The 19,418-nt window shown below is 46.4% G+C and carries 22 protein-coding genes; 1 reads left to right on the top strand and 21 read right to left on the bottom strand.

Going from position 1 to position 19,418, the window contains the following annotated elements; all coding sequences use genetic code 11:
* Window position 1: 1 nt before the first annotated feature.
* The 20 genes from trpC to G9F48_RS13535 form a co-directional block, all read right to left on the bottom strand.
* Window positions 2–754, bottom strand: a complete 753-nt coding sequence (trpC, locus tag G9F48_RS13630; protein ID WP_071391690.1) for an indole-3-glycerol phosphate synthase TrpC — start codon at window positions 752–754, stop codon at window positions 2–4.
* Window positions 747–1,763: an anthranilate phosphoribosyltransferase gene (trpD, locus tag G9F48_RS13625; RefSeq protein ID WP_165409628.1), complete on the bottom strand. Its 1,017-nt coding sequence runs from the start codon at window positions 1,761–1,763 to the stop codon at window positions 747–749. Before trpD ends, trpC begins: the two co-directional genes overlap by 8 nt.
* Window positions 1,735–3,282 carry an anthranilate synthase component I gene (gene trpE / locus G9F48_RS13620; RefSeq protein ID WP_165409627.1) on the bottom strand — a complete coding sequence of 516 codons (1,548 nt, stop codon included), beginning with the start codon at window positions 3,280–3,282 and terminating at the stop codon, window positions 1,735–1,737. The genes trpD and trpE overlap by 29 nt, the downstream gene beginning before the upstream one ends.
* A 223-nt stretch (window positions 3,283–3,505) precedes the next feature.
* Window positions 3,506–3,889, bottom strand: a complete 384-nt coding sequence (gene aroH / locus G9F48_RS13615; RefSeq protein WP_070082038.1) for a chorismate mutase — start codon at window positions 3,887–3,889, stop codon at window positions 3,506–3,508.
* Entirely contained in the window at window positions 3,886–4,974 is a 1,089-nt protein-coding gene (aroB, locus tag G9F48_RS13610) for a 3-dehydroquinate synthase (RefSeq protein ID WP_165409626.1), read from the bottom strand. The genes aroH and aroB overlap by 4 nt, the downstream gene beginning before the upstream one ends.
* Window positions 4,974–6,146: a chorismate synthase gene (gene aroC, locus G9F48_RS13605; protein ID WP_003153459.1), complete on the bottom strand. Its 1,173-nt coding sequence runs from the start codon at window positions 6,144–6,146 to the stop codon at window positions 4,974–4,976. Before aroC ends, aroB begins: the two co-directional genes overlap by 1 nt.
* 71 nt (window positions 6,147–6,217) lie before the next feature.
* A complete protein-coding gene (locus G9F48_RS13600; protein ID WP_165409625.1) occupies window positions 6,218–6,988 on the bottom strand; it encodes a protein-glutamate O-methyltransferase in 771 nt (256 codons plus the stop codon).
* A gap of 189 nt (window positions 6,989–7,177) precedes the next feature.
* The gene (ndk, locus tag G9F48_RS13595) at window positions 7,178–7,624 is read right to left on the bottom strand and encodes a nucleoside-diphosphate kinase (RefSeq protein WP_003153455.1); all 447 of its coding nucleotides are present in this window, start codon (window positions 7,622–7,624) and stop codon (window positions 7,178–7,180) included.
* A 120-nt stretch (window positions 7,625–7,744) separates the two neighbouring features.
* Window positions 7,745–8,707, bottom strand: a complete 963-nt coding sequence (gene hepT / locus G9F48_RS13590; RefSeq protein ID WP_003153454.1) for a heptaprenyl diphosphate synthase component II — start codon at window positions 8,705–8,707, stop codon at window positions 7,745–7,747.
* A gap of 28 nt (window positions 8,708–8,735) precedes the next feature.
* Window positions 8,736–9,437 carry a demethylmenaquinone methyltransferase gene (gene menG, locus G9F48_RS13585; protein WP_003153453.1) on the bottom strand — a complete coding sequence of 234 codons (702 nt, stop codon included), beginning with the start codon at window positions 9,435–9,437 and terminating at the stop codon, window positions 8,736–8,738.
* A 5-nt stretch (window positions 9,438–9,442) separates the two neighbouring features.
* A complete protein-coding gene (gene hepS / locus G9F48_RS13580; protein ID WP_007409455.1) occupies window positions 9,443–10,198 on the bottom strand; it encodes a heptaprenyl diphosphate synthase component 1 in 756 nt (251 codons plus the stop codon).
* 156 nt (window positions 10,199–10,354) lie between these two features.
* Window positions 10,355–10,582 carry a trp RNA-binding attenuation protein MtrB gene (gene mtrB / locus G9F48_RS13575; RefSeq protein ID WP_003153449.1) on the bottom strand — a complete coding sequence of 76 codons (228 nt, stop codon included), beginning with the start codon at window positions 10,580–10,582 and terminating at the stop codon, window positions 10,355–10,357.
* 20 nt (window positions 10,583–10,602) lie between these two features.
* Complete coding sequence (gene folE / locus G9F48_RS13570; protein WP_003153448.1) at window positions 10,603–11,175, bottom strand: GTP cyclohydrolase I FolE; 573 nt, start codon at window positions 11,173–11,175, stop codon at window positions 10,603–10,605.
* 186 nt (window positions 11,176–11,361) lie between these two features.
* The gene (gene hbs / locus G9F48_RS13565) at window positions 11,362–11,640 is read right to left on the bottom strand and encodes a non-specific DNA-binding protein Hbs (RefSeq protein ID WP_003153447.1); all 279 of its coding nucleotides are present in this window, start codon (window positions 11,638–11,640) and stop codon (window positions 11,362–11,364) included.
* 374 nt (window positions 11,641–12,014) lie between these two features.
* The gene (gene spoIVA, locus G9F48_RS13560; RefSeq protein ID WP_003153438.1) at window positions 12,015–13,493 is read right to left on the bottom strand and encodes a stage IV sporulation protein A; all 1,479 of its coding nucleotides are present in this window, start codon (window positions 13,491–13,493) and stop codon (window positions 12,015–12,017) included.
* A gap of 185 nt (window positions 13,494–13,678) precedes the next feature.
* Window positions 13,679–14,413, bottom strand: coding sequence for a hypothetical protein (locus G9F48_RS13555; RefSeq protein WP_165409624.1), 735 nt, complete (start codon window positions 14,411–14,413; stop codon window positions 13,679–13,681).
* A gap of 19 nt (window positions 14,414–14,432) precedes the next feature.
* Window positions 14,433–14,636, bottom strand: coding sequence for a DUF2768 domain-containing protein (locus G9F48_RS13550; protein ID WP_003153435.1), 204 nt, complete (start codon window positions 14,634–14,636; stop codon window positions 14,433–14,435).
* A 319-nt stretch (window positions 14,637–14,955) separates the two neighbouring features.
* Window positions 14,956–15,993, bottom strand: coding sequence for an NAD(P)H-dependent glycerol-3-phosphate dehydrogenase (locus tag G9F48_RS13545; protein ID WP_003153434.1), 1,038 nt, complete (start codon window positions 15,991–15,993; stop codon window positions 14,956–14,958).
* Between the two features lie 17 nt (window positions 15,994–16,010).
* The gene (gene der, locus G9F48_RS13540) at window positions 16,011–17,321 is read right to left on the bottom strand and encodes a ribosome biogenesis GTPase Der (RefSeq protein ID WP_159354321.1); all 1,311 of its coding nucleotides are present in this window, start codon (window positions 17,319–17,321) and stop codon (window positions 16,011–16,013) included.
* A 192-nt stretch (window positions 17,322–17,513) separates the two neighbouring features.
* Window positions 17,514–18,116: a YphA family membrane protein gene (locus tag G9F48_RS13535; RefSeq protein ID WP_017418044.1), complete on the bottom strand. Its 603-nt coding sequence runs from the start codon at window positions 18,114–18,116 to the stop codon at window positions 17,514–17,516.
* Between the two features lie 76 nt (window positions 18,117–18,192).
* On the opposite strand from G9F48_RS13535, the gene G9F48_RS13530 reads away from it, so the two are divergent.
* Window positions 18,193–18,324 (top strand): YpzI family protein, encoded by a 132-nt coding sequence (locus tag G9F48_RS13530; protein WP_003153429.1) that lies wholly within the window; start codon window positions 18,193–18,195, stop codon window positions 18,322–18,324.
* A 34-nt stretch (window positions 18,325–18,358) separates the two neighbouring features.
* Here the strand turns inward: G9F48_RS13530 and fni are convergent, their stop codons facing one another.
* Entirely contained in the window at window positions 18,359–19,408 is a 1,050-nt protein-coding gene (fni, locus tag G9F48_RS13525) for a type 2 isopentenyl-diphosphate Delta-isomerase (protein WP_159354322.1), read from the bottom strand.
* Between the last annotated feature and the right edge of the window lie 10 nt (window positions 19,409–19,418).

Below are 19,418 nucleotides of genomic sequence, written 5' to 3'. Positions count from 1 at the left end.
GTCACTCCCCGAACAGTCCGCGGATCGCCTTTTGCTGCGAATCCTCTCTCATTAAGGATTCTCCGACCAATACAGCCTGCGCCCCGTGCTTGTTGACGAATTGCAGGTCAGCCAAAGAACCGATGCCGCTTTCGCTGACCAGCAGGCAGCCGTCCGGCACAAGCTGCGCTATTTTTTCCGTTTGCGAAACAGAAGTACGGAACGTTTTTAAGTCCCGGTTGTTTATGCCGAGAATGTCCGGCTGAAACACTTGTAAAATCCGTTCAAGCACAGTTTCACCATGGACTTCAACGAGAACGTCCATGCCCTTATCGCGGGCTTCCAGATAAAGCTCATGAAGCTCTGAAGGTTCCAGCGCTTCCCCGATCAGCAAAATGGCATCGGCACCGATCCTGAACGATTCCTCCACCTGAAGGGAATCAATAATAAAATCTTTTCTCAGCACGGGAAGAGACACGGTTTGTTTCACATCTGTCAGAAATTGATTTCTCCCCTGAAAAAAACGGGTATCCGTGAGAACCGAAAGGGCGTCGGCTTTAGCCGCTTCATAATCCGCCGCAATCGTTTCCGGAACAAAATGCTCTTTAATCAATCCTTTAGACGGCGAAGCTTTTTTCACTTCGGCAATCAGCCCGATAAAACGGTTCGGGTTCAGGAGTGCTTCTTTAAAGGATCTCCGTTTAATTTGACAGGTTTCCGGCAGCACGATGGATTTGATTTCTTCTTTTTTCTGCTGAATGATTTGATCAAGCATACATTTCTTCCTCTTTCTGTTTCAGACGTTCGAGCTGCTTTTTGGCATCTCCGTTTTGAATCGCTTCTAAGGCTGTTTTCGTTCCTTCTTTCAGATCGTTTGCAAGACCTGCCGTATAAATGGCCGCGCCCGCATTTAAGGCGGTAATATGCAGAGCGGATAACGGAGCTTTATTTGCAAAAATATTCTGAATGAGGAGCGCGCTTTCTTCCGATGAATTCACTTGAATATCCTTCAATGAACCTTCTGCAAAACCGAATTGTTCAGGTGAAACGGAATATTCCAGACGTTCACCGTTTTTCAGTTCAATGATATCGGTCGGTGCTGTGATGGACAGTTCATCTAATCCGTCACGCGCCGACACAAGCATGACGTGTCTGACATCAAATTGTTCCAAAGCGCTTGCCATCAGGCGCGCTTTATCAGATGAATAGACGCCGATCACCTGCCGCTTCACCTGCAGCGGGTTGCTGAGCGGGCCCAGCAGATTAAATACGGTTCGGAAGCCAAGCTCTTTTCTTGCGGCGGCGACGTGCTTCATTGACGAATGAAACAGCGGCGCAAACAAAAAACCCATTTGTTTCATTTCAATGCTGCGTTTGACGCTTTCTGGAGTGGCTTGAATGGAAACCCCCAGCTTTTCCAGCACATCCGCGCTGCCGCTTTTAGACGAAACGGAGCGATTTCCGTGCTTGGCAACTTTAGCTCCGGCGGCAGAAGCTGTAATCGCCGCTGCCGTGGATATGTTAAACGTAGAAATCCCGTCGCCGCCTGTTCCGCACGTATCAACGACATCCGCCAAGCCACCCGCCGTCTGTGCCCGCGCCCGCATCACTTTTACAAATCCGGCAAGCTCCTCCGCCGTTTCACCCCGGTGGGCTAATACCGATAAAATCCCGCCGATCTCAGACTGCGACATGTCCCCGTTCATCATCATCTCCATCAGCTTTTCGGCTTCTCCGGTTTTCAGCGTGCGGCCATTAACGCACGATTGCAGAAATTTGTTCATCCGTCTTCTCCTCCCCGCCAGAAAAGATGTCTTCTGCGATTTGAATCGTTTTTAAAAGCGCCCCCGCTTTGTTACAGCTCTCTTCATATTCGGCTTCCGGGACGGAATCAGCGACTATTCCCGCGCCCGCCTGCACCGACGCCGTACCGTTTTTGACACTCATGGTGCGGATGGTGATACACGAATCAATTGACCCGTCAAATCCGATATAAGCAATACATCCGCCGTAGGTTTCTCTGGAAGTCGGTTCTAATTCATTTAAAAGCTGCATCGCGCGGATTTTCGGAGCGCCCGAGAGTGTTCCTGCCGGGAATGCCGACATCAGCGCATCAACCGGATGGACGCCCTGTTTTAAACGGCCGGTTACAACAGAGATGATGTGCATCACATGTGAAAAAGAAACGACCTTTGTGAATTCCGGAACGGCTACGGAACCGTACTCCGCAACTCTGCCGATGTCATTGCGCGCAAGATCGACGAGCATATAATGTTCAGCTTTCTCTTTTTCGTCATTCATCAGCTCTTTTTTCAGGCGTTCGTCCTCTTCTTTTCCGGCGCCCCTTCTTCTCGTTCCGGCAATCGGATGAATTTCCAAGTGCCTGTCATGCACGCGGATCAGACGTTCAGGCGAACTCCCGACAATGTCTCTGTCAGGCAGTTTGATATAGTACATATAAGGTGAAGGATTGATGATGCGGAGCACCCTGTACAGCTCAAATGAATGTCTGGATATCGGAATGTCAAACTTTTGCGAAAGCACCCCTTGAAAAATGTCTCCGGCTTTTATATATTCTTTCAGTTTATCGACGCCGGCCATAAACTCTTCTTTTGTATAATTGGATGTCACATCGGCAAAACTTGGCGTTTCAAATGATTCTTTAGAAAAAAACGGCTCTTTCATATCTTTCGGTTCTGTCAAAATACCGATAAGCTTACGAAGCTCCGCGCAATTTTCTTTAAAAACGGCCCGCTTTTTTTCCTCCGTCTCCCGGCCGTTAAGCGCCGCATATTGAATGAAATGCACTTGTTTCGTTTCGTGATCGTACGCGATGATTTTCCGGCAGACAAACAGCATGCATTTTTCGAAATCTGTTTCTTTCGCGTGGCTCGGCACGGAAGGCTCAATCAAAGGAATCATGTCATAGCTCAGATAACCGACCGCCCCTCCCGAAAACGGGATATCAAGCTCGGGTGTTTTAATGCGGAAGCTTTCATTCATCCAATCAAGCACGGCTTTTAATTCTCCGGCTTCAAACAGCGTATGCCCTTTTGGATCAGCGGCAGTGAATGTGTGATGACTCTCTTTAATCGTGATAAAAGGATCGAGGCCGATAAAAGAGTATCTCGACCAGCTTGACGACTCATCCTTGCTTTCTAAAAGATACGTAATGTTTCTGTCCAGTTTTTCAACCATCTGAATGGGTGTGATCGTGTCGACCGTAAAAGTCTCTGCGATTGGAATGGTGCGGTGTGTCAGACTGTCCTTTAAAAATAAAGAAACATCCGATTGTAAATTCATGATTCTCCTCCTTACGGTAAGGAGAATGAGATGAAGAGTGAGAGGAGTCTTGCGTATAAGAAATAAACCCAAAAGAAAGGCTTCTTTTGGGCAGAATAAAAACGTGTTTATCTCAGCTCAGCTAAACTCATTCTCTGCTACCCTATTCTAAACTCAACTGTTCAATATCTTACTTACCAGCTCTATACACACTCTTGTGTATTTCTAAGCTTTGTTTATCGTATTACATGTCAGTATTTTTTGTCAATGATAAATCCGGCCTTAACACAACGGCTTTTTCTAAATAGACATGCTTGATTTCATCCTGAGGCATATCCGTCTGAACCGTCATCAGGACACGGATACACTTTTGCAGAGCGCCTGTGACATCCATTTCCTGCATGCACGTCACCGGGACGTACTGCCACCCGGAAAGGCGGCGGACCGCTTTTGCCGGAAATACGGAATGGATATCAGGCGTGGCGGATAACAGGATCTGTACAACGTCTTCCGGCTTGCATCCATTTTGTTCAATGATTTTTTCAAGCAGCTGCTGTGTTTTTTCTAAAATTTCTTGTTCGGTGTCTTGTTCCACCGTTGTTGCTCCGCGAATGCCGCGTATCATCATGCTGTTTCCTCCATTCGCCATTTGTTCAGCAAATTTTCGAGCTCATCTTTTGAAAGCATGCAGTCCCGCGCTTCGCCTAATTCTTTTAACACGATGAACTGTGTCATGCCTCCGCGCGTTTTTTTATCATTCATCATCCGGGCGGAGAGAACCGTCGTTTCAATATCTTGTCTGATGCTTCCCGGGTAGCCGAGCCCAATCAGCCATTGTGTGAGTTCTTTCCTGTTCATCTGGCAACCTGCAACCTGTTCACTCACGTAAAGGGCAAACTGCATGCCGAGGGCGACCGCATCTCCATGAGTAATCCGGCCGTAGCCGTATTCCGCCTCAACGGCATGGCCGAGCGTATGGCCGAAATTCAGAAAAGCTCTTATCCCCTCTTCCTTTTCGTCCTCACGCACGACGGCCGATTTGATTGAAATTCCTTTATAAATCATTTCATTCAGCTCAGCGCTTGTCAGTCCTTGCAACGTGTCAAACGTGAGAAGCTTTTCTAAAAAAGCATGATCGGCGATAAACGCGTGTTTGATCACTTCAGCCATGCCCGATCTCAGCTCTTGTTCCGGCAGGGTTTTCAGAAGCTCCGTATCGTAAATCACCGCTTTCGGCTGATAAAACGCGCCGATTAAGTTCTTTCCGAGTTTATGGTTGACGGCCACCTTGCCGCCGACCGCACTGTCATGGGCAAGCAGTGTCGTCGGCATTTGAATGAAATCAATTCCGCGCATAAATGTTGCTGCGCAAAAGCCGGTCAAATCACCCGTCACGCCGCCTCCGAAGGCGATCATACATGAGGAGCGGTCCATATGGAAAGCGATCGCTTCCGTTTGAATCCGTTCATACTCTTTTAGAGACTTCGCTTCTTCTCCGCTTGGAACGATTACTTTTTTCACGGGCCATATTTCGCTTAATAGCCGGAACATCTCATCGCCGTAAAGCCGGTCAACTTCAGCATCGATGACGAGAAGGATCTTTGTCAGCGGCCTGTTCAGTGAAGACAAAAGAGCAGCGGCCTGTTTCCTTATGCCTTCACCGATATACACGGGATATGCGGAGGAAGCTGTTCGAACCTCAAGCTCTTTCATCAGAATTCCCTCGATAGTTTTTTCATGTTTTCAACATTTTCTTTAATACGGTCGATCTGGTCAAGCCCGAATTGTTCTACGACGGCATTTGCGATTTCCCAGGCCACTGCTGCTTCAGCCACTACGCTTGCTGCCGGAACCGCGCAGCTGTCTGAACGTTCAATGCTCGCTGTAAACGGTTCTTTCGTTTCAATGTCGACGCTTTTCAGCGGCTTATACAAAGTAGGGATCGGTTTCATAACGCCGCGGACGACAATCGGCATTCCCGTCGTCATACCGCCTTCTAATCCTCCGAGCCTGTTTGTGGCGCGTGTATAGCCTTTCTCTTCATCCCATACGATTTCATCATGAACTTCACTGCCGTTTTTGCCGGCCGCTTCAAAACCGATGCCGAACTCTACGCCTTTAAACGCGTTAATCGACAGAACGGCAGCAGCGAGCTTGCTGTCCAGCTTACGGTCATAGTGGACATAGCTTCCGACACCGACCGGCATACCTTCGACGATCACTTCAACGATTCCGCCGATCGAGTCACCGTTTGCCTTCGCTTCATCAATGGCTGCCATCATTTGACGGCCTGCTTCTTCATCGTAGCATCTGACCGGTGATTCTTCCGTTACCCGTTTGAGATCCTCAATGGATGTGTAATCGGTTTTCTCTGCTTTTACGCTGCCGATTTGCAGGACATGTCCGGCGACTTTAATGCCAAGCTCCGCTAAAATCTTTTTAGCGACGGCTCCGGCAGCCACGCGAACCGTTGTCTCACGCGCGGAAGATCGTTCTAACACATTTCTCATATCGCGGTGATTATATTTAATAGCCCCGTTCAAATCTGCGTGTCCCGGTCTCGGTCTTGAAATCTGGCGTTTCATTTCACTTTCTTCTTCTTCTGTAATCGGTGCGGCGCCCATGATTTTTGTCCAGTGAGTCCAATCTTTATTTTCTACAACGAGCGCGATGGGTGAACCGAGTGTCCGGGCATGCCGCACGCCGCTTGTGATCTTCGCTCTGTCCGTTTCAATCTGCATGCGGCGTCCGCGGCCGTGCCCTTTTTGACGTCTGGCAAGCTCAAAATTAATATCTTCTTCAGTTATATAAAGCCCCGCAGGCACACCTTCTATAATTGTCGTCAGCTGCGGACCGTGTGATTCTCCGGCTGTTAAGTATCTCATTTCTTTCTTCTCCCTTCATCGCATTAACGCTTTTAAGTAAAACTATACCACAAGTTTTCATTAAATGTCTTCTATCTTTTTTGATAAAAAAATGTATCAGTGCTCTCAAGGCCGAATTTTTCCGGGCTGAAAATCTGCTCTGTGCTTCCGACAAACAGAATTCCGTTCTTTTTCAGGCTGCCCGCCATTTTCACATACAGCTCTTCTTTTGCTTTTTCAGTAAAATAAATAAAGACGTTGCGGCAGACGATCAGATCAAAATCCTGTTCATAGCTGTCGGCGAGCAGGTTGTGCCGCTTAAACCGGATGTTTTTTTGAATCTCTTGTTTTACTTGATAACTGTTGTCAGCCTGCTTGGTGAAATAACGGCTTTTCACGGAAGCCGGCACCTCTTGCAGCGAGCGTTCCTGATAGATGCCCCGCTTGGCTTTGCTTAGCGCCTTTTCATCAATATCTGTCGCCAATATATCAAATCCGGCCAAACCCGCCTGCTGATTGAGAATCATGGCCAAGGTATAGGGTTCCTCCCCCGTTGAACAGGCCGCACTCCATATTTTTAACGGTTTGCTATGCTTTATTAACGGAAGAATTGAGGTTTCAAGAACTTCCCACCGTTTATAATTTCGGTAAAATTCAGAAACATTGATCGTCATTCTGTCCAATGTTTCATTTAATAAAAGCTTGTCTTTCTCCAAAGCGGCGGCAAATTCCTGAAAATCTTTGAATCCCTTTTTTTCATAAAGGGACGTCAGCCGCCTTTTCATTTGTGCTTCTTTGTATAAAGATAAATCAACGCCAGTTATTTGTTTCCACTTGGTGATAAAAATGTCGTAAGGCTCCATTGCTTCTCTCCCAATCTCGCTGTCTTTTGTCCTAGTATAGCCTGTTTTCTTTCTAATTTGTACGATTTCAATAAAAAAATCAGCCCGCAGGCTGATTTGTGAGAAATGAAAAGACAGGGCAGCGCAGCCTCTGTCTTTCTTAAAATATGTAAACCTTTTCATAACAAGAGAAAAAGAAAGGCTGACGGCTTAGTACACCCAGTCGGCCATTAATTTTTGATACGGTACAAGCTCTTCCTGTTTGAAGAAAATGTCAATTTCCCGCTCAGCGCTTTCTAAGGAGTCTGAACCGTGAATGATATTTTTGCCGACAAACATGCCGTAGTCACCGCGGATCGTGCCCGGCAGTGCATCTTTCGGGTTCGTTTTTCCGATCAGCTGTCTTGTGATCTCTACTACATTTTCCCCTTCCCATACCATTGCAAATACGGGTCCTGATGTAATGAATTCCACAAGCTCGCCGAAAAACGGCTTCCCTTTATGTTCAGCATAATGGTTTTCAGCCATCTGTTCTGAAACTTGCATTAGCTTGGCTCCTGCCAATTGTAAGCCCTTACGCTCAAATCTGGATAAAATCTCTCCGATCAGCTGGCGCTGTACGCCGTCCGGTTTTACCATGATAAAAGTTTTTTCCATAAGATTCTCCACCCCATCATTATGTATAGGCTTTCAAGTTGCACACCGAAATCGTAACATCTTTCTGACAATTAATCAATCCAGGGCGGAGAATGTTCACATCTTGTTCGTAAAAGGAATTTAAAATTTCCGTTTGCCGATATATTTGGCGATGGCGGCCAATGATGAGCGCGCCCGTCCTCTCGGCAGTGTATTCAGTTTCTCAAACGCTTTTTTTAAGTACCTGTCACTGACGGCCATTGATTTTTCAATCGCGTCTGTGCGTTTAATATTTTCAATAATGGGGGCGAGCTGCTCCTGTGTTGTTTCACTGTTAATTAATTTCAGCTGATTTTTCAATTCAGGCTGACGGAGCGCGTACAAAACGGGCAGAGTGACATTTCCTTGCAGCAGATCCCCTCCGACCGGTTTTCCCAGTTCCTCTTCCGTTGAAGTGAAATCAAGAATGTCGTCAATAATCTGATAGGACATGCCCACGTAATAGCCGAACCAATATAATGCTTTGTGAATCTTCTCATCAGCTCCCGAAGCGATGGCGCCGAGCTGGCAGCTGACGGCAATGAGAAGAGCCGTTTTCCGTTTGATGCGGCGCAAATAGGTTCTGAGGTTTTGTTCCATATTGTATTTATCTCTGATCTGTTCAATTTCTCCGAGGCATACTTCTACGATGGTTTTGGACAGGATCCGGTGGGCTTTCGGCTCATCCAATCTCGTCATCATCTCAAGTGAGCCCGCAAGCATATAATCACCGGTATACATGGCGATACGGTTGTCCCACTTGGCTTTGATGGTCGGCTTTCCCCTCCGCAGCTCGGCGTCATCAATGACGTCGTCATGCACGAGGGACGCCATATGAATCATTTCCAGCGTCACCGCAACATATTTTATTTTATTAATGTCATAGTCGCCGAACATGCCGGAAAGCAATACGAAAACAGGGCGGATCCGCTTGCCTCCCGCCTGGAGCAGATGGAGCCCGGCTTCACTCAGCAAGGGATAGTCTGACCGCACCGTTTGCTCAAGCTCCCTTTCGATCACATCAATATCGTCATTTAAAAAAGAATAGGCCATTTTAAATTTCATATCATTCACCCAAACATCTGTATATTCATCATTTCCAACCGATATGCGTAGCGGCCACTCCGCCGGTAAACGAATGGTATTTGACATTCGTCAGGCCCGCTTCTTCAAACAGACGCGCAAGTTCTTTCATACCGGGAAATTCTCTTGCCGATTCTTGAAGCCAAGAATATTCTTTATAGCTCTTCGCAAACATTTTTCCGAAGAAAGGCATGATGTATTTAAAATAAAGAAAATATGCCTGTCTGAATCCGAACATTTCCGGCTGGGATGTTTCCAGACATACGACCTGCCCTCCCGGTTTGACGACCCGCCGCATTTCTTTCAGCACGGTCAGATAGTCGGGAACGTTCCGCAGCCCGAAGCCGATGGTGACAAAATCAAAAGAATCATCAGCGAAAGGAAGCTCCATCGCATTTCCGTGCAAAAGCTCAATTTGGCTGTAACCGCCCTCTTTCACTTTTTTCTCGCCGATGCTCAGCATATTTTTGCTGAAATCCAGTCCTTTGATTTCGCCGCTTTTTCCGGCTGCTTCGGCGAGGGCAATCGTCCAGTCAGCCGTTCCGCAGCAGACATCAAGCGCTTTTGCGCCTTCTTTTACATTCATGATCTGCATCGTTTTATCGCGCCATTTTTTATGCTGCTGAAAACTGATAACAGAGTTCATTTGGTCATAATTTTTATAGATTTTTTCAAACACGCCGTGTACGCGCTGTTCTTTTGACTCCTGCATGTTGATTACCCTTCTTCCACTTTCTGATGATATGTTTTGTCCTGGCTGATCGCCTTAAGCCGGTTCAGCATTAGGTTTTGGATTGGTGAATTGAGCGGCAGCAGCGTTTCAATGCTTTGCTTTGCCTTTCGGAAGCTATCTTCCATTATGTCAGCCTTTGATTTCCCTGACTTTACAATATTGCCGATGACATCGAGAAATATAGCATTGCCGTTCATCAGCCGCTTATATACAAAAAAATCACTCGCCAGCTCTTTCCAGCGCGGAAGATTAAAGTGGTCTGACACTCTGTGAAACAGGGCCGCTTCCACAATCGCCATGCTTTCGATCAATTGATTCAAGTCATTGACAGACCGATCGTACAGACGGATTTTATGCTCATTGATTTCTTTAATTGCCGTAGCGAGCGTCCGAATCATATAGATATCCTTCATTTCAGATAAAAGCGAATAATACAGTCCGCTGAAATAGTCGCCGGCAAGCACGGTGAGCTGCCGGTTTTTATTTTCGTCTCGCTTTAACGCTCTGGCTGTTGTCACTTCATCGTGGGTATCAAGGGCGCTTTGGACAAGCATCGCAGTTACTATGTAATTTTCTCTGTCGTTGTTCTTAATGTCCGCCTCTTCAAACAAAGCGTGAAAAAGAAGAAGCTTATCCTCATCGATTTTAGGCGCGGAAATATGTTTCGCTAAATAAGGATGAGACAGCTTTTGTTTTAATTTCGTATTTAGATTCGCTAAAGTTCCGTAGATGTCTTGCAAAAATATCACCCTTGTCCCCAAATTCACATTTATTCTAATATGTATGAGATTTACTCGTCATTATTATACGCAGGTATCATTATAGCATAAAAAAAAGAAATTGGCTGTATTCTCCCGCCGTTTGCGGGCATTTGGCAAAAGCGGGAAACAGCCGGCTTATTTTTTTTCGCTGTTCATTTCTCCGTAAGCGGTCTGGATGAGGGCGTTGCCTCTCACTTTGATGGCAGAGGTATGCTCAGTAAACTGAGCGATAATCACTTCGCCTTTGTCCAGTTTTTCGGAATGGTGAAATTTCGTATCCGTTCCTCTCGTTAAACCGATGACGTTCACGCCGTCCTCGACCGCTTTAATGACGACAAAATCACTTGAATGCTTTGAATTCATATCTGCACCCTCTATCATTATTAATCCGCACGTTTAATATGTTCTAACACTTCGGAACGCGCCGCTGCGTCATCTTTAAAAATACCTCTTACAGCGGAAGTCACTGTTTTTGCGCCCGGCTTTCTTACGCCCCTCATCGTCATGCACATATGCTCAGCTTCGACGACAACCATGACGCCGTGGGGATCTAAGGTCTCTACGATGCTTTCTGCAATCGTTGAAGTAATGCGCTCCTGCAGCTGCGGGCGTTTTGAGACGGCTTCCACCGCCCGTGCCAATTTACTCAGGCCCGTCACTTTGCCGCCGCGCGGAATGTAGGCAATATGCGCTTTTCCGTAAAAAGGAACAAGGTGATGTTCACACATGGAATGAAACGCGATATCTTTTACAAGAACAAGCTCCTCATGGTCTTCTCCGAAAACGGTTTTAAAGTGTTCTTTCGGGTCTTCATTTAATCCCGAGAATACTTCCGCGTACATTTTTGCCACGCGTTTCGGCGTATCTAAAAGCCCTTCCCGGTCCGGATCTTCTCCAATCGCCTCTAAAATCTGGCGAACCGCCTGTTCAATCTGTTCTTTATTAACTTCTTTCATTGTCTGTGTCCTCCACCATTGAATACATTTAATTTCGATTCTAGCACATTTGCCGCGCCAAAAGCAAAACGAAAGTCCTGCCCGGTGACCGGGGCTGCTTAAATATGAAAAGCCCCTTTATCAAGGGGCTTTTCTGTGAAGAAACAAAGTGTATGTATCAGATGCATACACGATCTATATTCACAATTATTTTCCTGCAACAGCGTCTTTAAGAGCTTTACCTGGTTTGAAAGCAGGTACTTTGCTTGCAGGGATTTCGATTTCTTCACCTGTTTGCGGGTTACGTCCTTTACGTGCAGAACGCTCGCGCACCTCAAAGTTACCGAAACCGATCAGTTGGATTTTATCACCGTTTTTAAGTGCATCTAAAATCGTATCAAAAACAGAATCAACTGCTTTTGTAGCGTCTTTTTTAGACAATTCGCTTGCTTCAGCAACCGCATTGATTAGTTCTGTCTTGTTCATGCCTTTCACCTCCTCCCAAAAGGGTATCAAATCAGCAGTTTATTATCATTTCTTCACAGTTCAGCCTGATTCTAAACCTGTCTGATAAAAAATCAAAGCAGGGAAGAACAGACAAGTAAACGGCTTTTCATAAGAAAACAGACACTTTGAGGAATGTTTGTCCAACAAAGTGAAGATTTTCTGTATGTAGAGTAACACATATAAAAAGCCATATCAAGCATTTTAAAGCCTCAATCCCTTGCTCGTCAAGGTTTTCACGTGTTTTACCGAACAAATATTCCTTTTTTTGCTTTTTTCCTCCTAATCCTTGATTGATTTCCAGTATCTAAAAAGAATAAAAAAAGACCCCCCGTTTCAGGAAGAGGTCCTTCAGCTTACAAAATAATGGCGATCAGGCCGCCTGAGCCTTCGTTAATAATTCTCTCAAGCGTTTCTTTCAGTTTGTATCTCGCATTTTCCGGCATGAGTGACAGTTTTGCGGAGATTCCTTCTCTTACGATAGAGCTCAATGATCTGCCGAAAATATCGGAATTCCAGATAGAAAGCGGATCATCTTCAAAGTCCTGCATTAAGTAGCGGACAAGCTCTTCACTTTGTTTTTCTGTCCCGATGATCGGTGCGAATTCACTTTCCACATCCACTTTGATCATATGAATGGACGGAGCGACCGCTTTCAGCCTTACTCCGAACCTTGATCCCTGCCTGATGATTTCCGGTTCATCCAGGCTCATATCGGTTAAGGCCGGGGCGGCAATGCCGTAGCCGGTCTGTTTCACCATTTTCAGCGCATCTGATACCTGATCATATTCTTTTTTCGCGTGGGCGAAGTCCTGCATTAATTCAAGCAGGTGGTCTTTCCCGCGGATTTCAACGCCGACCACTTCTTTTAAAATCTGGTCATATAAATGATCCGGCGCATACAAATCAATTTCTGCGACACCCTGGCCAAGTTCGATTCCGGCCAATCCGGCGCTTTCAATAAATTCAAATTCACTGAAGTGGCCGACAACCCGGTCGACATCGCGCAGGCGTTTAATATCTTTTACGGTTTCTTTCACTGATTCCTGATAGCTCTCTCTGAGCCAATGATTTTCTTTCAGCACCATGACCCAGCTCGGAAGGTTGACATTGACTTCCAGCACAGGGAACTCGTAAAGCGCTTCTCTGAGGACGCTTAACACATCTGTTTCCCGCATGCTTTCAACACTCATGGCGAGGACAGGAATATCATATTTCGCGCTTAATTCAGCTCTGAGCGCTTCTGTTTCCGGGTGGTACGGTTTTACCGAGTTGATGACCATAATAAACGGTTTGCCGACTTCCTTCAGCTCGTCGATGACTCTTTCTTCCGCTTCCACGTAATCGCCCCGCGCAATATCGCCGATTGAGCCGTCTGTCGTAATGACGACCCCGATTGTGGAGTGTTCCTGGATGACTTTTCTCGTACCGATTTCCGCAGCCTCATGAAAGGGAATCGGTTCTTCGTACCAAGGTGTATTGATCATTCTCGGACCGTTTTCATCCTCATATCCCTTCGCCCCGGGAACCGTATATCCCACACAATCCACAAGACGGATGTTGACATCAAGCCCTTCCGCGACATGAACGGACATGGCTTGATTCGGGACAAATTTTGGTTCTGTGGTCATTATCGTTTTTCCTGCTGCGCTTTGCGGAAGCTCATCCTGCGCCCGCGCTCGGTCGGCCTCATTGCTGATATTCGGGAGCACCACAAGCTCCATAAATTTTTTAATGAATGTAGATTTCCCTGTACGGACAGCGCCAACGACTCCTAAGTATATATCGCCTCCTGTTCGTTCAGCGATATCCTTGAAAATATCGACCTTTTCCAAGTGATCCCCTCCCGGACTTCCTATCCTTATCATTTTTCATTCACCATTCTCCAATCAAATACAGGACACTATATGTGTATGACGTTGTCCTATTTCAATATGACATCTTTAGAAAATTTTCAGGCAGTCTTTTCTATCAAAATCAAAAAAACCTTTCTCCCTATTTGTATGCGCGGGAAAAAGGTTCATTCCTGTTTCGTTTGACTTTCTAAAAAAACGGGTTCCTGTTTTTCATTTACGGTGTATGTGACTGAAAAGGCCGGGACGAAAGGAGTCTCTTTCCATAAAATATCCTGAATTTCCGCACCCGGTTTGATTTTCTTTTTGTTTTCCTTCAGGCAGCGGGCGAGATCGACGCGATAGTCGGCATAGATTTCTCCGTCAGCGCCGATTAAAAGCGGCAGAGACGTGCCTGAAACCGGACTTTTGACCGAAGGAGAGTTTTTCATGCCGAGCTTTTTTTCATTTAAAGTGAACAGCCCTTTTGAAACGGCGTCCTCATAGGGAGGATATGTATGCTTTTCCTGATACATTTTGACACGCAGCTTCATGTCGCGGATTGCTTCCGCCATTTGGAGATCGACCAGCTTGACGGTCGGCTTATTTTCCACATCGACAAGCACGTATTGGTACATTCCTCCGCTTTCATAAGCTGAGGCCGGCGGCTCCTCTATGTATCTGGGCGCGAGCCGCTTAAAATCTATCGGATATTTTTGATAGAGCGGTGTTTTCATATCTTTTGTCTGAATCGGCAGAAGTCCGCCGTTCGCCTTTTTAAATTCATCCACTGCCGCTTGCACCTGCTGAAGCTGATGTTTGTAGGATACTTTATTTTCAGTTTTTTTCGCTTCAGGGTACAGACAGCCGGACAGCAGAAGCACCGCCATTGCCGTTATGACGGCCATTTTCAACTTATGCATTCCGCGCCCCCTTTTGGCTTTATTCATTGACAGGCCCGCTGAAAACGACCATTAACACGATCAATCCCGAGATGACCATGCAGGCATAAGCGAGTGAAGAAACCGCTGCTTTTATCAGTTTGTTTTTCACTTTGTACCTGCTGACATAAATAGAGGCGACCGCAACAAACATTAATCCCATAGCACCAAGCGCAAACCACATTTTCATCAATGCCACACTCACGTTCGTGTCCCCCCGTCCCATCATTGTAAGCGTTATATTTCATTTTAATATACAAATGTTGAAAAGATCAACAGGTTTTCCATCTATTGAAAAAACAAAAAAACTGAAGCAAAGAGGGGGACTTTGCTTCAGTCAAGTTGACTATATTCACCTGTACGTCTGAGATACACTCTCTTGGACTTCGATGCTATAGTATGCGTAGATGCGTACGTCTGCATCCTCTTCTGCCTAAATCAGCAAATGTTTTAAGCGATTTCAGCCGGAGAGTTCTGCGTTTTGTACTTTCGTCACTTCAGAATATGCTGACGGCATGTTATTGTCACTTCACCCGGTTTTCGAATGTGTTGACCAAGTCTTCCATCTCATGGGTTTTCACTCTGGCCATTAAGGATTCTACGGCCGTTTCTACCTTCTGCCCGTTAAATAATACTTGGTGAAGCGCTTCTGTGATCGGCATTTTCACCTGATATTTTTGTGACAGCTGATACGCAGCTTTCGTCGTCCGCACGCCTTCAACAACCATGCCCATCTTATCCAGAACAGCTTCCAGCTTGTATCCTTTGCCGAGCAGGTTGCCGGCGCGCCAGTTTCGGGAATGAACGCTTGTACACGTCACGATTAAATCGCCTACGCCTGTCAGGCCGGAAAAGGTGAGCGGATTTCCGCCCATCTTTGTGCCGAGTCTGGCGATTTCAGCAAGACCTCGGGTGATTAAGGCCGCTTTTGCATTATCTCCGTATCCCAATCCGTCTGTAATCCCCGCTGCAAGAGCGATGATATTCTTTAACGCTCCCCCTATTTCAACACCGATCATATCCGGATTGGTATAGACGCGGAAATGCTGGTTCATGAATAAATCCTGAACCGCTTCTGCAGCCTTGATATTTTTTGAAGATGATGTAACAGTCGTCGGGTGTCTTAATCCGACTTCCTCAGCGTGGCTCGGCCCTGAAAGCACGACGATGTCTTTTCTGTACTCCTCAGGCAGCTCCTCTTCCATTAATTCTGAAATGCGGAGAAGCGAATCCGGCTCAATTCCCTTGCTGACATGAACAAAAATCGATTGTTTCGGGATGTACGGCAGAGCCTTTTTCAGCACTTCCCGAATGGCTTTTGTCGGAACTGCCACAATGATGAAGTCAGCTCCTTTTAAAGCCTCGCTTAAATCGGCTGTCCCGATGATAGAACTTGATAGCTCCACCCCCGGCAGGTAATCTTTGTTTTCATGCAGTTCGTTGATTTGATCGATTAATTCGGCACGGTGTCCCCACATCATGACTTGATGTCCGTTATCAGCCAGCACTAAAGAAAGTGCAGTGCCCCAGCTTCCCGCTCCAAGCATTGCCACTTTTTTCATCTCTGTATCACACCTTTTTATTTTCTTGCTCTTGCAAATATTTTAATTGGCGTACCTTCAAATCCGAAAGCGTCCCGGATTCGGTTTTCTAAAAAGCGTTCATAAGAAAAATGCATCAGTTCCGGATCGTTGACAAAAACAACGAAGCTCGGCGGCTTAACAGCGACTTGAGTCGCATAATAAATTTTCAGACGGGAGCCGTTGTGCGTCGGAGTCGGATTCATGGCGACCGCATCCATGATGACATCATTTAAGACATTTGTCTGCACGCGGAGAGAGTGGTTTTCACTCGCTTTAATAATCGCAGGCATGAGTGTATGAATCCGCTTTGTCGTCAGTGCCGACATAAACAGCACCGGCGCATAATCGAGAAATTGGAAATGCTCCCGAATATTCTGTTCAAATTCTTTCATCGTGCGCTCGTCCTTATCAACGGCATCCCATTTGTTTACGATAATGACGACGGCTTTCCCGGCTTCATGGGCGTATCCGGCGATCCGCTTGTCCTGCTCAAGGATGCCTTCTTCTGCATTCAGCACAACGCCGACGACGTCTGAGCGGTCAATGGCTTTTAACGCCCGCAGCACACTGTATTTTTCTGTTGTTTCATATACTTTACCCTTTTTTCTCATTCCCGCCGTGTCAACGATTACAAATTCCTGCTGATTGTAAGTGAACGCCGTATCCACAGCGTCTCTAGTCGTTCCGGCTACGTTGCTCACGATAACCCGCTCTTCGCCGAGCATCGCATTGACAAGGGATGATTTTCCGACATTCGGGCGGCCGATCAGGCAGAATTGAACGACATCATCACTGTACTTCGTATCCGGAATGTTTTTAAAATGCTCGGCACAAGCATCGAGCAAATCTCCCAATCCTAAACCGTGTGTGCCCGAAATCGGATACGGTTCTCCAAAGCCGAGCGCATAAAAGTCATAGATGTTCGCTCTCATTTCGGTATTATCTAATTTATTAACGGCTAATACGACCGGTTTTTTCGTCCGGTACAGTATTTTTGCCACTTCTTCATCCGCAGACGTCACACCTTCGCGGCCGTTCACCATAAAGATGATCACATCAGCCTCGTCCATGGCGATTTCAGCCTGCTGGCGGATCTGTGTCAGAAACGGTTCGTCTCCGATATCAATTCCGCCCGTATCAATCAGGTTAAAATCATAATTCAGCCATTCCGCCGAACTGTATATCCGGTCCCGCGTCACTCCGGGGGTATCTTCTACTATTGAAATTCTTTCACCCGCAATCCGGTTAAAGATTGTGGATTTTCCCACATTCGGTCTTCCGACAATGGCTACGACAGGTTTACCCATAGTACCCTTCCTTTCAATCCAGCCGCTTACATTTTCACAAAAAATTGTTCAACCGGTTATTAAAAATCATCTTCGCTATGAAAAGAACCCTTCAAACAGAAGGGCTTAACTCATTTATTATATCAGTTTTCACTGAGATCACAATGTATTCTTCAAAATGTTTCGCATTCATGTAACAGTCTCCGTCTGTTTTCAAGACATTTTTGTCGCTCCTTTGCCCTGCTTTTTGCTTTTTTGGCTGATGCGCGCCGCAAGCTGTTCATATGTAGTCAGCCCGACGAGAAGAATGACTCCCGCCGAACAGCCTGAAAGCCATTTATAATCACCGACGGCTGCTGCACCCGCAATGTTGCGGATGACCGCAGCATACAATAACTCCCCCTGGCACATGCCGAGAACAAAAAGACAAAGCCTCTCAGGGAACCGCCCCTCAACAGAAAGCGTAATAACGGTAAGCAGTATAACCGCCGCCCATTCAGGTTTTATGATAAACCAAACAGGGTCATATAATGCAAAAAGAAAAATAAAGCCGTATGCCGCAGACGCCGTCAGATGAATCACAATATGACGGAGCCGTTTATGCATGCCGAGGCTTCCCGCATAAACAAATGCCGCAGCAAAAAACATGACATATGCCGCGTTCAGCGTAAAATAAGCCGTTATCTGATGTATGCTTGCCATCATATTAGTCAAAATAAAGACTGATACGTAAAAACGGCTTTTTGTTTTGGCAAAAATAAAAGTCGCAAGTATCCATAAAAACCACATTGACCAGTAATAATAAAACGGTTCCATAATCGCTCCTCCTCTGACCAGTATGGAGCGGGAACGCATTTTTTAAACCAATTATGCCTGAAAGGAGCGGATAAGGATGGGAAAAGACAGACAGGAGAAAAAACTGAAAGCCTCCCGCCGGGTGGAATCTGATCGCGATGATTCGATTCACCATAAAGGAGCGACAAGCCTTGAACAAAACGGTGAATTCCGAAAAAGAAAATCGTAAAAAACAGAAAAAGGCATGCGTGTTCGCATGCCTTTTAACGTCTGCTGAAACGGGATGTGTCAATTCCCCGTTCAGAAAGCCAGTGATGTGTGTCACCTTTTATGACCAAAGGCGCCTTTTGCAATTGGGCAACCGATCGGCATCCGAGGGCGGTCATAATCATTTTCAGCTCTTGTAAAAGCGCCGTCATCTCGTCAAACAGCCCCTCTTCTCCTTTGGAGGTGAGAGCTTTCAGGAAGGTGCCGGCCATTCCCGCGCCGGAAGCGCCGAGGGCAATCGATTTGGCGACATCCAGGGCACTTTGCAGCCCGCCGGATGCGATAATTGATTGATCAGCGGAGAGCGAGTGGATTTCCGCTAAGCTTGCGGCAGTGGAAATTCCCCATGTATTAAAAAATTGAAGCGCCTTCTCTCTGCGCATATTTTCAATCTTAGAGAAATTTGTACCGCCGTATCCGCCGGCATCAACTGCTGCCGCGCCGGCATCAAATAACTGCCGTGCCGATTCCCTGCTCATTCCGAAGCCGACTTCTTTGACAAAAACGGGAACTCCCGCTTCCGCCGCAATCCGCTCAATACGGCCGAGAGCGCCGGTAAAGCTTCTGTCTCCCTCTGGCATGACGATCTCCTGAATCACATTTAAATGAATCTGGAGGGCATCCGCTTGAATCATATCAATTGCCCTTTTCGCCTGCTCGGCATCCGCCTCGCTGCCTAAATTGGCAAATATCAGCCCGTCCGGATTCTCTTTTCTGACGATCTCGTAAGAATACCGTTCGGAGGGATCTTTTAAAGCCGACATTTGCGAACCGACAGCCAGCGGCATGCCGGCTTTGCGCGCGGCTCTTGCCAGCGATCTGTTAATTTCGTATGTAAGCTGTCCGCCGCCGCCTGTCATCGCATTGATAAAAATCGGCGAACTGCTTGTGAGTCCGCCGATTTTCGTTGATATATCCACTTTTTCCAATGCTAGGTTCGGTAGGCTGACATGAACAAACGTAATATCATCAAGCCCCGTTTCCCGGTTTTGACCGGTAGACAGCGCATGATTTATATGTTCTCTTTTTCGTTCTGCTCGTGTCACGTTTTATCAC

Origin of the sequence: Bacillus sp. EKM420B (genome assembly GCF_011065565.1) — a bacterium.
Classification (GTDB): Bacteria; Bacillota; Bacilli; order Bacillales; family Bacillaceae; genus Bacillus; species Bacillus velezensis.
The sequence above is the reverse complement of the archived record's forward strand: the minus strand, read 5'-3'. Positions and strand labels throughout refer to the sequence as shown.

What these genes read in the sequence shown, in the direction of transcription:
- trpC (WP_071391690.1), bottom strand. Translation starts at nt 754, where the DNA reads ATGCTTGATCAAATCATTCAGCAGAAAAAAGAAGAAATCAAATCCATC.
- trpD (WP_165409628.1), bottom strand. Translation starts at nt 1,763, where the DNA reads ATGAACAAATTTCTGCAATCGTGCGTTAATGGCCGCACGCTGAAAACC.
- trpE (WP_165409627.1), bottom strand. Translation starts at nt 3,282, where the DNA reads ATGAATTTACAATCGGATGTTTCTTTATTTTTAAAGGACAGTCTGACA.
- aroH (WP_070082038.1), bottom strand. Translation starts at nt 3,889, where the DNA reads ATGATGATACGCGGCATTCGCGGAGCAACAACGGTGGAACAAGACACC.
- aroB (WP_165409626.1), bottom strand. Translation starts at nt 4,974, where the DNA reads ATGAAAGAGCTTGAGGTTCGAACAGCTTCCTCCGCATATCCCGTGTAT.
- aroC (WP_003153459.1), bottom strand. Translation starts at nt 6,146, where the DNA reads ATGAGATACTTAACAGCCGGAGAATCACACGGTCCGCAGCTGACGACA.
- G9F48_RS13600 (WP_165409625.1), bottom strand. Translation starts at nt 6,988, where the DNA reads ATGGAGCCTTACGACATTTTTATCACCAAGTGGAAACAAATAACTGGC.
- ndk (WP_003153455.1), bottom strand. Translation starts at nt 7,624, where the DNA reads ATGGAAAAAACTTTTATCATGGTAAAACCGGACGGCGTACAGCGCCAG.
- hepT (WP_003153454.1), bottom strand. Translation starts at nt 8,707, where the DNA reads ATGAAATTTAAAATGGCCTATTCTTTTTTAAATGACGATATTGATGTG.
- menG (WP_003153453.1), bottom strand. Translation starts at nt 9,437, where the DNA reads ATGCAGGAGTCAAAAGAACAGCGCGTACACGGCGTGTTTGAAAAAATC.
- mtrB (WP_003153449.1), bottom strand. Translation starts at nt 10,582, where the DNA reads ATGAATTCAAAGCATTCAAGTGATTTTGTCGTCATTAAAGCGGTCGAG.
- folE (WP_003153448.1), bottom strand. Translation starts at nt 11,175, where the DNA reads ATGAAAGAAGTTAATAAAGAACAGATTGAACAGGCGGTTCGCCAGATT.
- hbs (WP_003153447.1), bottom strand. Translation starts at nt 11,640, where the DNA reads ATGAACAAGACAGAACTAATCAATGCGGTTGCTGAAGCAAGCGAATTG.
- G9F48_RS13555 (WP_165409624.1), bottom strand. Translation starts at nt 14,413, where the DNA reads ATGCATAAGTTGAAAATGGCCGTCATAACGGCAATGGCGGTGCTTCTG.
- G9F48_RS13545 (WP_003153434.1), bottom strand. Translation starts at nt 15,993, where the DNA reads ATGAAAAAAGTGGCAATGCTTGGAGCGGGAAGCTGGGGCACTGCACTT.
- der (WP_159354321.1), bottom strand. Translation starts at nt 17,321, where the DNA reads ATGGGTAAACCTGTCGTAGCCATTGTCGGAAGACCGAATGTGGGAAAA.
- G9F48_RS13535 (WP_017418044.1), bottom strand. Translation starts at nt 18,116, where the DNA reads ATGGAACCGTTTTATTATTACTGGTCAATGTGGTTTTTATGGATACTT.
- G9F48_RS13530 (WP_003153429.1), top strand. Translation starts at nt 18,193, where the DNA reads ATGGGAAAAGACAGACAGGAGAAAAAACTGAAAGCCTCCCGCCGGGTG.